Origin of the sequence: Sphingomonas sp. CCH21-G11 (assembly GCF_001555965.1) — a bacterium.
GTDB lineage: Bacteria > Pseudomonadota > Alphaproteobacteria > Sphingomonadales > Sphingomonadaceae > Sphingomonas.
Window position 1 is genome coordinate 73,652 of sequence record NZ_LSHX01000024.1, and the last position, 13,664, is coordinate 87,315.

11 protein-coding genes are annotated in these 13,664 nt (G+C 68.4%); all 11 read right to left on the minus strand.

Features of this window, described 5'->3' with window-relative positions; genetic code table 11:
• Window positions 1-38 precede the first annotated feature (38 nt).
• The 11 genes from ftsZ to AX676_RS05475 all read right to left on the minus strand — a co-directional run bounded on the left by ftsZ (window position 39) and on the right by AX676_RS05475 (window position 13,571).
• Window positions 39-1,532 (minus strand): cell division protein FtsZ, encoded by a 1,494-nt coding sequence (gene ftsZ, locus AX676_RS05425; RefSeq protein ID WP_066480390.1) that lies wholly within the window; start codon window positions 1,530-1,532, stop codon window positions 39-41.
• Between the two features lie 110 nt (window positions 1,533-1,642).
• Window positions 1,643-2,902: a cell division protein FtsA gene (gene ftsA / locus AX676_RS05430; protein ID WP_066480389.1), complete on the minus strand. Its 1,260-nt coding sequence runs from the start codon at window positions 2,900-2,902 to the stop codon at window positions 1,643-1,645.
• Between the two features lie 44 nt (window positions 2,903-2,946).
• Window positions 2,947-3,843, minus strand: a complete 897-nt coding sequence (locus tag AX676_RS05435; protein WP_066480387.1) for a cell division protein FtsQ/DivIB — start codon at window positions 3,841-3,843, stop codon at window positions 2,947-2,949.
• The gene (locus AX676_RS05440; protein ID WP_082730956.1) at window positions 3,840-4,784 is read right to left on the minus strand and encodes a D-alanine--D-alanine ligase; all 945 of its coding nucleotides are present in this window, start codon (window positions 4,782-4,784) and stop codon (window positions 3,840-3,842) included. The genes AX676_RS05435 and AX676_RS05440 overlap by 4 nt, the downstream gene beginning before the upstream one ends.
• 40 nt (window positions 4,785-4,824) lie before the next feature.
• On the minus strand, window positions 4,825-5,706 hold the full coding sequence (gene murB / locus AX676_RS05445) for a UDP-N-acetylmuramate dehydrogenase (protein WP_231726469.1): 882 nt from the start codon (window positions 5,704-5,706) through the stop codon (window positions 4,825-4,827).
• Window positions 5,707-5,921: 215 nt separating this feature from the next.
• Entirely contained in the window at window positions 5,922-7,346 is a 1,425-nt protein-coding gene (gene murC, locus AX676_RS05450; RefSeq protein ID WP_066480383.1) for a UDP-N-acetylmuramate--L-alanine ligase, read from the minus strand.
• Entirely contained in the window at window positions 7,343-8,494 is a 1,152-nt protein-coding gene (gene murG / locus AX676_RS05455; protein ID WP_066480382.1) for an undecaprenyldiphospho-muramoylpentapeptide beta-N-acetylglucosaminyltransferase, read from the minus strand. Before murG ends, murC begins: the two co-directional genes overlap by 4 nt.
• Before the next feature lies 1 nt (window position 8,495).
• Complete coding sequence (locus tag AX676_RS05460) at window positions 8,496-9,722, minus strand: peptidoglycan glycosyltransferase FtsW (RefSeq protein ID WP_066480381.1); 1,227 nt, start codon at window positions 9,720-9,722, stop codon at window positions 8,496-8,498.
• On the minus strand, window positions 9,719-11,128 hold the full coding sequence (murD, locus tag AX676_RS05465) for a UDP-N-acetylmuramoyl-L-alanine--D-glutamate ligase (protein WP_066480379.1): 1,410 nt from the start codon (window positions 11,126-11,128) through the stop codon (window positions 9,719-9,721). The genes AX676_RS05460 and murD overlap by 4 nt, the downstream gene beginning before the upstream one ends.
• A complete protein-coding gene (gene mraY / locus AX676_RS05470) occupies window positions 11,125-12,195 on the minus strand; it encodes a phospho-N-acetylmuramoyl-pentapeptide-transferase (RefSeq protein WP_066480377.1) in 1,071 nt (356 codons plus the stop codon). The genes murD and mraY overlap by 4 nt, the downstream gene beginning before the upstream one ends.
• Window positions 12,195-13,571 (minus strand): UDP-N-acetylmuramoyl-tripeptide--D-alanyl-D-alanine ligase, encoded by a 1,377-nt coding sequence (locus tag AX676_RS05475; protein WP_066480376.1) that lies wholly within the window; start codon window positions 13,569-13,571, stop codon window positions 12,195-12,197. The genes mraY and AX676_RS05475 overlap by 1 nt, the downstream gene beginning before the upstream one ends.
• Between the last annotated feature and the right edge of the window lie 93 nt (window positions 13,572-13,664).

Sequence of the window (13,664 nt, forward strand, 5' to 3'; positions counted from 1 at the left end):
GTCACCGCGACGGATGCGGCCGGCCGATCCGCTGGTGCCTATTGATTGTTCTGGCGGTGCAGGAAGCGCGGGATGTCGAGCGAGTCATTGCCCTCATCGCTGCTGCGCGCCGCACTGCGGCCGGCATTCGCCATCCGCTCGAACAGCGTGCCGCCCGATTTGCGCGGCGCTTCCGCCGATGCGGAGGGGAGCGGCGCCGCCGCTTCCTCGCCATCGGTCAGCCAGCGCCGGGTCGACATCGGGCGCGGTGCCGGGGTCCCGTCATCGACCTCGGTCTCGGAACCGAGCACGAGCTCGTCATCGGGAGTGTCCATCCCGGCGACCGCATCATCCTCGAACCGGATCGGCTCGGCCGTCGCATCGACGGTGGCCTCCGGCTCGTCGCCGGATGGCTCATCATTGGACATGACCGGCGCGGACAGTTCGAGCGGCTCGTCCTCGACTTCGGGCGTCTGGGCGACGGGCGCCGGCGCCTCCTCGGTCATCGGAACCAGCCCGGGGCGACGCTGGGTGGCGAAGGAGAAGACGCGCGTCGGCTCGACGACCGGCGCGACCGGCTGGCGCGCCTCCGCCTCGATGCCGGTGGCGACCACCGAGACGCGGATCTTGCCCTCGAGCTCCGGATTGAACGCCGAACCCCAGATGATGTTCGCATCCTCGTCGACCAGCTCGCGGATGTGGTTGGCGGCTTCGTCGACTTCGAGCAGGCGCATGTCCTCGCCGCCGGTGATCGAGACGATCACGCCCTTGGCACCGTTCAGCGACACGCCGTCGAGCAGCGGGTTGGCGATCGCCTTCTGCGCGGCTTCGATGGCGCGATTGTCGCCCTCGGCCTCGCCGGTGCCCATCATCGCCTTGCCCATTTCCTGCATCACCGAACGAACGTCGGCGAAGTCGAGGTTGATGAGGCCGGGCATGACCATCAGGTCGGTGATGCCGCGCACGCCCTGCTGCAGCACTTCGTCCGCCATCTCGAACGCCTGCTTGAAGGTCGTGTTGGCGTTGGCGATCAGGAACAGGTTCTGGTTGGGAATGACGATCAGCGTGTCGACGTACTTCTGAAGCTCTTCGATGCCGGCCTCGGCCGACTTGGAGCGGCGCTTGCCCTCAAAGGCAAAGGGCTTGGTCACAACACCGACGGTCAGAATGCCCATGTCGCGCGCGGCCTTGGCAATGACCGGCGCCGCTCCCGTGCCGGTGCCGCCGCCCATGCCGGCGGCGAGGAAGCACATATGGCTACCCTCCAGCGCCTTCTGGACCTGCTCGATCGTCTCCTCGGCGGCCGCGCGCCCGATTTCGGGCCGCGAACCTGCGCCCAGGCCCTGGGTGATCTTCGCGCCCAGCTGGATGCGCTGCTGCGCGACCGACTGCTTCAGCGCCTGCGCATCGGTGTTGGCGACCAGGAAATCGACGCCCTGCACGTCCGACCGGATCATGTTGGCGATCGCGTTGCCACCGGCACCGCCGACCCCGATCACCGAGATACGCGGGGTCAATTCACCGACATCGTCCATCAGAAACTCGATTCCCATTTCAATTCTCCCCGCGGCTTCCCCAGAGCGCGAAAATCCCAACTCGACCGTCGTTGTGCACCATCTAAACCAGCGACTCTAGCCCGAATGCGCGGCCCTGACGCATTTGTTTAATAATTTGTTCGGAACGCGGTAATCAGCCTTCCGATCAATGCCTTGGTGGTCGGGCGCGTCACCAGCTGCTGTGCCGGCTCGATCGCGCGCAGATCGATGGGGTCGGCCGCCGCGAACATCGCCAGACCCGCTAACGTCGCGAAGCCGGGGCCGCCATGCGCTTCGGGCAGGGCGGTCAATCCGCGCGGCCGTCCGACGCGGACCGCGCTGCCGAGCGCCTGCTGCGCATAATCGGCAATGCCCTTCAGTTCGGCGCCGCCGCCGGTCAGCACGATCTGGCGGCCGACCGGATCCTCGAACCCCAGCCGCTTTAGCTCCTTGCGGATTTCGACCATCAGCCGGTCGAGCCGCTGGCGGATCACCGCGATCAGCTGCGCGCGCGTGATCCGGGTGCCTTCGGCTTCGTCGTCCGACGCGATCGGCGCGACGTCGAGCATGTCGTGATTATCGCGCGGGCTGGCATTGGCTGAGCCGTAGAAGCATTTCAGGCGCTCGGCCTGGGCGCGGTTGGTGCCAAAGGCGGACGCGATGTCGTCCGTGATATCGGCGGCACCCAGCGGGATCGAGGCGAGCCCGGTCAGCACCCCGTGCGAGAAGACCGAGACGTTGGTGATGCCGGCACCGATTTCGACGAGCGCCACGCCGAGTTCGCGCTCCTCTTGGCTGATACAGGCAAGCCCAGTGGCAACGGGCGCCGCGACGATCGACTTCACGTTCAGATGTGCCGAGCGCACGCACAGGTCGAGGTTGCGGACCGGCGATCCCTCGGTGGCGACGACGTGGATCTCGACCCCCAGCCGGTCGGCGTGCAGCCCCAGCGGATCGGGCACACCGGTCAGCCCGTCGAGCGTGTAGCGCATCGGATGCGCGTGCAGCACCATGCGCTGGCCGGGGTCGACCGCGTTGCGCCCGGCCTTCAGCAGCGCGTCGATATCGCCCTGTTCGACCCGGTGCCCGCCCAGGTCGCTTTCCAGCCGCACGATGTCGGAAACCAGGTTGCCCGCCGAAAAGCTGACCCAGACATGTTCGATATTGGTGCCGGCAATGCGTTCGGCCTGTTCGACCGCCTCGCGCACCGCAGTCTCGGTCGCGCGCATGTCGGCGATATAGCCGCGCTTGACGCCGCGGCTCTCGCGCTGGCCGGTGCCGAGCACCAGCAGCTCGCCGCCATCCAGCTTCTGCGCGATCAGTGCCGAGATCTTGGACGATCCGATATCGAGCGCGGTGATCAGCCCGTCCGGTTGCGCCTTCGCCATTTACTCCACCCCTTGTCTACACGGACCGACGACGCGGCGCGCCGTCACAGCCCCTCCCCGTCGATCGTCTGCGCCAGATTGCCGCCCGACAGGCGCACGACCAGCTTCTTTGGATCACGCATGTCGAAGCGGCGATAGCCGCGACCGAGCAACCCCTGCGTCCCGTCGATCTCCGCGAACTTGATCAGCGCGGCGCGCGCAGACTCCTCACCTTCGGGCAGCACCAGTTCCTCGCCGCTTTCAAAGGTCAGGTTCCAGCGCCGGTCCCCGACCCACGTCGCGGCCTTGACCAGCGGCTTGAGCGCCGGCGTCGCGTCGATCAGTGCCTCATAGGCCGGGGCCTTGGCGTTGGCACCCTCGCCGATCACCAGAGGCAGCTCGGGCATCGCCGACGGCAGCACCGGTTCGAGCAGCACGCCCGCCATGTCGATCAGCATCAGCTGGCCGTCATGCTGCCACACCGCCGCCGGCTTGCGCTCGACGATCTCGATCACGATACGGTCGGGCAGGCGGCGCGACACGCGCGCTTCCTCGATCCAGCCATATTCGAGCAGCCGGTCGCGCACCTGGTTGAGATCGACGAGCGGCATCGCGCGCGATTGCTGGTCGAGCGCGGCCGCATAGACCGAATTGCGGTCCATCCGCTTCAAGCCGATGATGTCGATTTCCTTGACCCGGAATCCGGCCTCGCCGATCCCCTCGGCCATCGCCACGCCGATCGCGCCGGGAATGCCGGCCCAGCTCGCCGCGGCCAGCAACAGCGCGCACACGCCGCCGGTGATCGACCACGCCGCCAGCCGGCGCGCGGTGTGTTCGCCGCCGGGCAGCACCGCGACCGCGTGGTCGAGCACGCCGGCACGGCGCGGCCGCTTCGCCTGGGGCTTGCGCTTCAGCTGCTGGGTGCGCTTGGGGCTCGCGCGGCGCGTCGCGGTGCGGGTCATGCGGGCTCCATTTCGGGGTCGGCCATCGCCGCGTCGACGATGCGCTGAACCAGTTCGGGATAACTGATCCCCATATGTCGCGCCTGTTCGGGCACCAGGCTCAAGGGCGTCATGCCGGGCTGGGTGTTGACCTCGAGCAGGAACAGCCCCTCGACGCCGCGCTGGTCGTCCCAGCGGAAATCGGAACGCGACGCGCCGCGACAGCCGAGCCGCTTGTGCGCCTCGATCGCGATCGCGCGGCACGCCGCGGTGATCTCGTCGGGAATTTCGGCGGGAAAGACGTGCTCGGTCAGCCCGTCGGTATATTTGGCGTCATAATCGTAGAAGCCGCTCTTGGGCTTGAGCTCGGTCACCCCCAGCGCCGCGTCGCCCAGCACCGCGGTGGTCAGTTCGCGCCCGCGAATGAACGGCTCGGCAAGCAGTTCGTCGAATTCCTGCCACGGGCCGGCGGCGTCGCGGCTGATCGGATTGCCGAAATTGCCTTCATCGGTCACGATCGCGACGCCGACCGATGAGCCTTCATTGACGGGTTTGAGCACATAGGGCCGCGGCAGCGGGTCGCGCTCGTAAAGCTCAGCAGACTTGACGATGCGCCCACCCGGCATCGGGATGCCGAACGGCACCAGCGCCTGCTTGGTCAGCACCTTGTCGATCGCGATGACCGACGTGACCATGCCCGAATGGGTGTAGCGCAACCCCATCAGGTCGAGCATTCCCTGCACCGATCCGTCCTCGCCCGGCGTGCCGTGCAGCGCGTTGAAGACGAGATCGGGCCTTGCCTCGCTCAGGCGCAGCGCGACGTGGCGATCCATGTCGATGCGGGTGACGCGATGGCCCAGCTGCTCCAGCGCCTCGGCAATGCCTGCGCCCGACATCAGCGACACCTCACGCTCCGCCGACCAGCCGCCCATCAGGACGGCGATATGAAGGGGAGCGGTCACTTGATCCTCCCCGGTACGGGGAAGAGCTGAGCCCACGCGGTCACTTCGCCACCCCCACCCGCTGAATCTCCCATTCCAGCTCGACGCCCGACTGCGCTTTCACCCGCGCGCGCACTTCCTCGCCCAGCGCCTCGATGTCGGCGCTGGTGGCGGTGCCGCTGTTGATCAGGAAATTGGTGTGCTTCTCGCTCACTTGCGCGCCGCCGATGGTCAGGCCGCGACAGCCCGCCGCATCGACCAATGCCCAGGCCTTGTGCCCGTCAGGGTTCTTGAAGGTCGATCCGCCGGTCTTGCTGCGCAGTGGCTGCGACGCCTCACGCGCGGCGGCGATGCGGTCCATCTCTGCCTGGATCGCCGCCGGATCGCCGAGTTCGCCGCGAAAAGTGGCCCCGACCACCACCGCGCCATCGGGCAATTCGCTGTGGCGATAAGTGTAGCCAAGCGCGGCGCGATCGAGCGTGCGCCGCTCGCCGGAGCGCAGCACGATGTCGCACTCGACCAGGATGTCGGCGGTCTCGCGACCATAGGCGCCACCGTTCATCCGCACGAAGCCGCCGACCGTGCCGGGGATCGAGCGCAGGAACTCAAGTCCGGCAATCCCCGCGTCGCGCGCGGTGGACGACACCAGGATGCCCGACGCCCCGGCGCCGCAGCGCAGCGTCGTCGCATCCAGCCGCTCGACGGTGGCGAACGGCTTGCCCAGCCGGATCACGACGCCCGGCCAGCCGCCATCACGGATGATCAGGTTGGAACCGAGGCCAAGCGCCAGGACCGGGATGGCCGGATCGAGATCAGCCAGGAACCGCACGAGGTCATCGGCATCTGCGGGCTCATACAACCACCGCGCCGCCCCGCCCGATTTGAACCAGACGAGGGGTGCCAGCGGCGCCTGCGCGGTCAGCTTGCCGCGCACGGCGGATATACTCCCGCCCGCGGGAGGGGGTTGGGGTGTGGGAATTCGTCCGTCCGGATCAGGCCCTCCCCCGAACCCTCCCGCTCGCGGAAGGGGGGAAGGAGCCTCTGCCGCTTGTAAAGACTCACCGTTCGTTTCGAGCGAAGTCGAGAAACGCGGTCCGGGCGCACGTTTCTCGACTTCGCTCGAAACGAACGGGGTTTCTGGGGAAGAGGTGCGGATAGTCATCCCCGCGCCGCCTCAATCGCATGGGCCAGCCCGGCCGCCCACTTCGTAATGTCGCCCGCGCCCAGGCAGACGATCAGGTCACCCGGCTCGACCACGCGCGCCAGCTCCGCCGCGAGTGCATCGGCATCCGCGACCGCCGCGACCGCGTGGTGCCCGCGCCGCTGCACCGCCTCGACCAACGCTTCGGCGCTGACGCCCTCGACCGGCGCTTCGCCGGCGGCATAGACCGGCGTCACCAGCACGCGGTCGGCGTCGTTGAACGCCTGCGCGAACTCCTCCATCAGATTGCCGAGCCGCGAATAGCGGTGCGGCTGGCACACCGCGATCACGCGCGCGACTGCGCTTTCGCGCGCCGCGGACAGGACCGCGCGGATCTCGACCGGGTGGTGGCCGTAATCGTCGACCACCAGCGCCGGCGGTTGACCCGCGCCGAACGCCACTTCGCCCACTTTGGTGAAGCGCCGCTTGACGCCACCGAAATTGGCGAAGCCACGCTGGATCGTCGCATCGTCGACGCCCAGCTCCAGCGCGACGCCGACCGCCGCCAGCGCGTTCTGGACGTTGTGGCGGCCCGGCATCGGCAGGTCGATGCCCTCGATCGAGCGGGTGGTGCCGTCACGGTGGCGGATGATCGCTTCGAACCGGTTGCCGCCCGGATAAGGTGTGACGTTGACGCCGCGCACGTCCGATTGCGCGGAGAAGCCATAGGTGACGATGCGGCGGTCGCGCACCTTGGGGATGATCGCCTGCACCTCGGGATGGTCGAGGCACAGCAGCGCCGCGCCGTAAAAGGGCACGTTCTCGACAAACTCGACATAGGCGTCCTTCACCGCCTCGAACGAGCCGTAATGGTCGAGATGCTCGGGATCGATGTTGGTCACGACCGCGATCGTGCCATCGAGGCGCAGGAAGCTGCCGTCGCTCTCGTCCGCTTCGACCACCATCCAGTCGCTCGCGCCAAGTCGGGCGTTGCTGCCATAGCTGTTGATGATGCCGCCATTGATGACGGTCGGATCGACCCCGCCCGCATCCAGCAGCGCGGCGATCATGCTGGTCGTCGTCGTCTTGCCGTGCGTGCCCGCGACCGCGACGGTGGATTTGAGCCGCATCAGCTCCGCCAGCATCTCGGCGCGGCGCACCACCGGAATGCGGCGGTTGAGCGCGGCCTCCACTTCCGGATTGCCGCGCTGGATCGCGGTCGAGGTGACGACCACCGCGGCGTCGCCCAGATTGTCGGCATGGTGGCCGATCGTCACCGGGATGCCGCGGTCGCGCAGCCCCTGGACGACATAGCCCTCGGCCACGTCCGACCCCTGCACCTGATAGCCGAGATTCTTCATCACTTCGGCAATGCCCGACATGCCGATGCCGCCGATGCCGACGAAGTGGATCGTGCCGATGTCGGTCGCGACTCCCCTCATGCGTAGGCTTCCCGGCTGCGGTTGGCCGACGGCGCTGGCCCGATCGGGGCGAGCGGCGCATGGACGCGCTCGACCAGGTCGGCGAGGTCGCGGGTCGCATCGGGCCGCCCGACGCTGCGGGCGCGCGCCGCAGCATTCTCCAGCCCCTTGGGATCGAGGCCGAGGCGCTGCATCTGCTTGGCGAGCTCGCGCGCGGTGAACAGCCGTTGCGGAATGGTACGCGCGCCGCCGGCTTCGGTGATCTCGCGCGCATTCGCGGTCTGGTGATCGTCGGTGGCACTCGGCAGCGGCACCAGGATCGCCGGACGCCCGGCCGCGGTCAGCTCGGCGATCGTCGACGCACCCGCGCGCGCAATGACGATGTGTGCCCAGGCGAGCCGGTCGGGCAGGTCGGGCAGATAGGTCGCGACTTCGGCCGGGATCGCGTGCTCGGCATATTTGGCGCGCACCTTGTCGATATCCTCGATCCGCACCTGGTGCGTTACCTGCATCCGGCGGCGGAAATGGATGGGCAGCATCGCCAGCCCATCGGCGACGACTTCGCTCAGGATCGACGCGCCCTGGCTGCCGCCGGTCACCAGCACGCGGAAAATCCCTTCCTCGTCCAGGTGCGGAAAGGGGCGCATCCGCAGCGCCGCCACCGCTTCGCGCACCGGATTGCCGACCAGGCGCACCTTGTCGAGATGCGCGGGCTTCAGCCGCTCGGTGTCGGGATAGGACGTCGCGATCGCATCGACACGCCCGGCGACCAGCCGATTGACGCGGCCGAGCACGGCGTTCTGTTCGTGGATGACGGTCGGGATGCCGCGATTGAACGCGGCGAGCAATGCCGGGAAGGCCGGGTAGCCGCCGAAACCGACCACGGCGGAGGGTTCGACCTCGCGATAGAGGCGGATCGCCTGGGCGCGGCCCTTCAGCATCTGCGACGCCGCACGCGCATAGCCGATCGGACCGCCGCCCAGCCTTCCTGCGGGCAGGACATGCGTATCGATGCCGTCGAACAATCCGGGAAAGCGCACGCCGCGCGCGTCGCTGACCAGCGAAACGCGATGGCCGCGCCGGATCAGCTCGGCCGCGAGCGCGGCGGCGGGCACCATGTGTCCGCCCGTGCCGCCCGCCGCCATGATGTAATGCCGCTTGGTCGTCATCCTATCTGCCGCTCCAGCCCACCGAATAGGGGGAGCGCAACAGATACGGGTTGCGGCGCGTGAATGCGAGCAGCAAGCCCATGCCCGCCGACAGCGCGATCATCGACGATCCGCCATAGCTGATGAACGGCAGGGTCATGCCCTTGGACGGCGCAAGCCCCGTGTTCACCGCCATGTTGATGATCCCCTGGACGGTGAACTGCACCGCCAGGCCAGCCGCCGCCATCAGGCGGAAGGCGTCGGTTTCGTCCAGCAATCGGACAAACACCCGCACGATCAGCGCGAGGAACAGGAGCGCGATGACCGCGCAGGCGATCAGTCCGAACTCCTCGCCGATCACCGAGAAGATGTAGTCGGTATGCGCCTCCGGCAGGCGGAACTTGACGCGCCCGCCGCCCGGCCCCGTGCCGGTCAGCCCGCCCGCGGTCAGCGTCGCGTGCGCCATGTCGGATTGATAGGTGTCGGCGGCGAGCGTTTCCTGATCGGGGAACAGGAACGCGTCGATGCGCGCGCGCGCATTCCCGTAGAACAGATAGGCGGCGACCACCCCGGCCAGCCCGGCCGCGCCCAGCGCGGCGACGGCGCGCGGGGAAATGCCCGCGATCATCAGGAGCGCGAGCCAGATCGAGCAGAACAGGACGGTCTGGCCCAGGTCGGGCTGCATCATCAGCAGCGCGGCGATGACTGCGGTCAGCAGGCCGGTCAGGGGAATGACGGGCAGCTGCGGGTCGTGCGCGCGCAGCGACAGCATCCACGCGACCGTGATCGCAAAACACGGCTTGAGGAATTCGGACGGCTGAAACTGCGAGATGCCGACGCCGATCCAGCGCCGCGCGCCGTTCACCTCGTGCCCGATGAAGGGGACCGCAACGAGACAGAGCAGCAGCACCAGCGTGCCGACGATCGCCGCGCGCTTGGCGAACTGTACCGGCAGCATCGACGTCGCGATCAGGACGGGCAGCGAGATCGCCGCCCAGCCGAACTGCCGCCACAGATAATACATCGGCGGGAAACTGGTGTCGGCATCCGAATAGCGATGGGCCGAAGCCGGCGACCCGGCGGCAACCGCGACCAGCCCGAGCGCGATCATCAACAGGATGAGCAACAGGAGCAGCCGGTCGATTTCCCAGAACCACATGCCGATCGGCGACCGGGTGCCGCGCCCCAGCTCGCGCGCGACGCGGCCACGCAGTCCGCCCGGCCCGGTCTCACGCGCCGCGTCGGTCATTTCAGCCCCTCCACCAGCGTGCGGAAGGCGTCACCGCGGGCTTCATAATCGCGGAACTGGTCGAACGATGCGCAGGCCGGCGACAGCAGCACCGTCTCGCCCGGCCGGGCATTGGCGGCCGCGGCGGCGACCGCGCGGTCGAGCGTGTCGCAGCGTTCGACCGGCATTTCGCCCGCCAGCAGCTCGGCGAAGCGTGCCGCCGCGTCCCCGATCGTGTAGGCGCGCGCGACATGGCCGAAACCGGGCCGGCACGCCTCCAGGTCGTCGCTCTTGGCCTGGCCGCCGACGATCCAGTGGATGCGGTCATAGGCCTGAAGCGCTGGCGCGGCAGAATCGGGGTTGGTCGCCTTGCTGTCATTGACGAACTGAACGCCGCCGACCTCACTCACCCGTTCCATGCGGTGGGGCAAACCGCCGAAGGTCTCAAGCCCGCGCGTGATCGCCGCCTGCGGCACGCCCAGCGCCTCGCACGCGCTGATCGCGGCGAGCGCATTCTGGGCATTGTGCGGCCCCTGCAGCGCCGGCCAGCGTGACTGGTCCATGCACACGCCCGGCGCGATCTTCGTCAGCTGTTCGCCCCGCCCGCTCAGTGCCACCTGGCGCGCGATCGCCGCCGATGGTGCGTCGGCGATGCCGATGATCGCGGCGTGGCCAGGCGACTGCATCGCGAACAGCCGCGCCTTGGCGGCGGCATAGGCGTCGAAGTCCCGGTAACGATCGAGATGATCGGGGGTGATGTTGAGCAGCACCGCGACGTCGCAATCGAGGGTGCGAGTCAGGTCGATCTGATAGCTCGACAGTTCGAGCACATACACCCCGCCCTCGGGCAGCGCATCCTGCGCCAGGATCGGCAGGCCGATATTGCCGCCCATCCGTGCCGGCCAGCCCGCCGTCGCGACGATGTGGTGGATGAGCGCAGTCGTGGTCGATTTGCCGTTGGTGCCGGTGATGCCGACGACCCGGTGCGCCGGCAGCCCGGCACGGGCCTGCGCGAACAGTTCGATGTCGCCGATGATGGGGATGCCGAATTGCGCGGCATGGGCCGCGATCGGGTGCCGATTGAGCGGCACGCCCGGCGAGACGACAACCGCCGCATAGCCGGTCAGATCGACCGTCAGCGGATCGACGAGCGTCAGGTCCTCCCCGAGCTTGTCTCGGGGAGGGGGACCATCACGCAGCGATGGTGGAGGGGCAATTTCGGGGCCAGACCCCTCCACCACGCCCTGCGGGCGCGGTCCCCCTCCCCGAGCAAGCTCGGGGAGGATCTCATCGCGCCGCCCCTCATCCGCATCCCACGCCAGCACCTCCGCACCCGCCGCGAGCAGCGCGGCGACCGTCGCTGCGCCGGAGCGCGCCAGCCCCAGCACCGCATAGCGTTTGCCGCGCCAGGTGGACGCGACGATCACCTGAGCTTCAACGTGCTGAGGCCAGCCAGCGCCAGCACGATCGCGATGATCCAGAAGCGGATCACGACCGTCGGCTCGCTCCAGCCCAGTTGCTCGAAATGATGGTGGATCGGCGCCATCTTGAACACGCGCTTGCCGGTGCGCTTGTAGAAAAAGACCTGGATGATGACGCTCAGCGCCTCGACCACGAACAAGCCGCCGACGATGCCGAGCACGATTTCATGGTGCGCGACGACCGCGATCGTGCCGATCGCGCCGCCGAGCGCCAAGCTGCCGGTATCGCCCATGAACACCGCCGCCGGCGGCGCGTTGAACCACAGGAAGGCAAGCCCCGCGCCGACGATCGCGCCGCAGAAGATCGCCAGGTCACCCGCGCCGGGGACGTGCGGGATGCCGAGATATTCGGCAAAGCGCGCATTGCCCGCCAGATAGGCAAAGATCATGAACGCCACGCAGGCGATGATCACCGGCATCGTCGCCAGGCCGTCGAGCCCGTCGGTCAGGTTGACCGCGTTGCCGAACGCCACGATCGTGAAGGCGGCGAAGACGATGTAGAAATAGCCCAGGTCGATCGCGACGTTGGAAAAGAAGGGCACGTAAAGCTGGGTGCCGTTCAGCCGCGTGATGATGAAGGCGGCAAGACCCGCGATCGCGAACTCCGCGAGCAGCCGGACCCGGCCCGAGACGCCCGCGGTGCTCGCCTTGCGCACCTTGTCATAGTCGTCGAGGAAACCGATCGCGCCAAAGCCCAACGTCACGAAAAGGCACGCCCAGACATAGGGGTTGGACATGTCCATCCACAGCAGGATGGCCAGGCTCATCGCGGTCAGGATCATCAGCCCGCCCATGGTCGGGGTGCCGCGCTTCGACAGATGCGATTGCGGGCCGTCGGTGCGGATGGGCTGGCCCTTGCCCTGGCGCACGCGCAGCCAGCCGATGAAGCGCGGACCGATCACCAGCCCGATCAGCAGCGCGGTCGCCACCGCGCCGCCGGTGCGGAAGCTGAGATAGCGGATCAGGTTGAGCACGCCGGGAAAGCCCAGCATCTCGGCCAGCCAGTACAGCATTACGTCCTTGCCTTCAGCGCGGTGACCACCGCCGCCAGTCCGATTCCGTTGGATCCCTTGACGAGCACCGCATCGCCGGGTCGGACGAGCGCGACGGCCCGTTCGCGCGCGCTGGCGGCATCGACGACATGGACGAAATCGACGCGCCCCTCAAGCGCGGATGCGAGCGCGGCCATCTCGGGCCCGACGAGCAGCGCGAAATCGACGCCGGCGGCGACGATCGGCTCGGCCAGCGCGGCGTGATAGCCGGGACTGTCCGCGCCCAGTTCACGCATGTCCCCCAGGACGACGATGCGCCGCGCCGCCGCCTCTTCGCCCAGGACCGCCAGCGTCGCGCGCATCGAAGCCGGGTTGGCGTTGTAGCTTTCGTCGATCAGCAGCACGGGATCACCAGCGCCGAGGTCGATGCGGGTGCGCTCGCCCCGTCCGGCAAGGCCGCCCAGCTCGCCCAGCGCCAGCGCCGCCAGCCCAAGATCGCCGCCGACCGCATCGACCGCGGCAAGCACGCACAGCGCGTTCGACACCCAGTGCCCGCCCGGCTGTGCCAGCGTCAGGTTGACCTCATGCGCACCGACGCGCGCGCTCAGATAGGTGCCGCCCGAGCGGGTGCGCATCGATTCGAGCGCGCGAACGTCGGCACCCGCGCCGCTGCCGAAGCTGACGACCCGCCCGGCATGACGCTCGGCGGCGGCGCGCAACCGGGGATAATGCACGCTGTCGAACGGGACGATCGCGGTGCCGCCCGGCTCCAGCCCCTCGAAAATCTCCGCCTTGGCGTCGGCGATACCGCTTTCGTCCTTGAAGAATTCGATGTGCGCGGGCGCGATTGCGGTGATCAGCGCGCAGTGCGGGCGAACGATCCGGGTCAGCGCCGACAGTTCGCCGGCGTGGTTCATGCCCATTTCGAACACGCCGAAGCGCATCGCGCGCGGCATGCGCGCAAGGCTGAGCGGCACGCCGGTATGGTTGTTGTAGCTTTTGACCGACCGGTGCACCTCGCCCGGCGCGCTGCGATCGAGCGCGGCGAACAGCGCCTCCTTCGTGCCGGTCTTGCCGACCGATCCGGTGACGCCGATCACGCGCCCCGCCATGCGCGCGCGCGACGCCTGCGCCAACGCCTCCAGCGCCGCCATGGTGTCGGCGACGCGCACCTGCGGCCCGTCCCAGTCCGCGCCGACCAGTGCGCCCGCCGCGCCCTGCGCGCGCGACTGATCGAGGAAACGGTGCCCGTCGGTCGTCGCACCCCGGAGCGCGACGAACAGGTCGCCCGGCCCGACCTCACGCGAATCGAACGTGACGCCGGAAACGACAAAGTCGGCATTGGCCGTGCCGCCGGTGGCGGCTGCGATCTCGGCGGAGGTCCATAGCGGGGTCATGCGACAGCCCCACCATGACGACACGAGCTTGCACGACGACCGTTCGTTTCGAGCGAAGTCGAGAAACGTGATGCACACGCGCGGCGGCCGTTT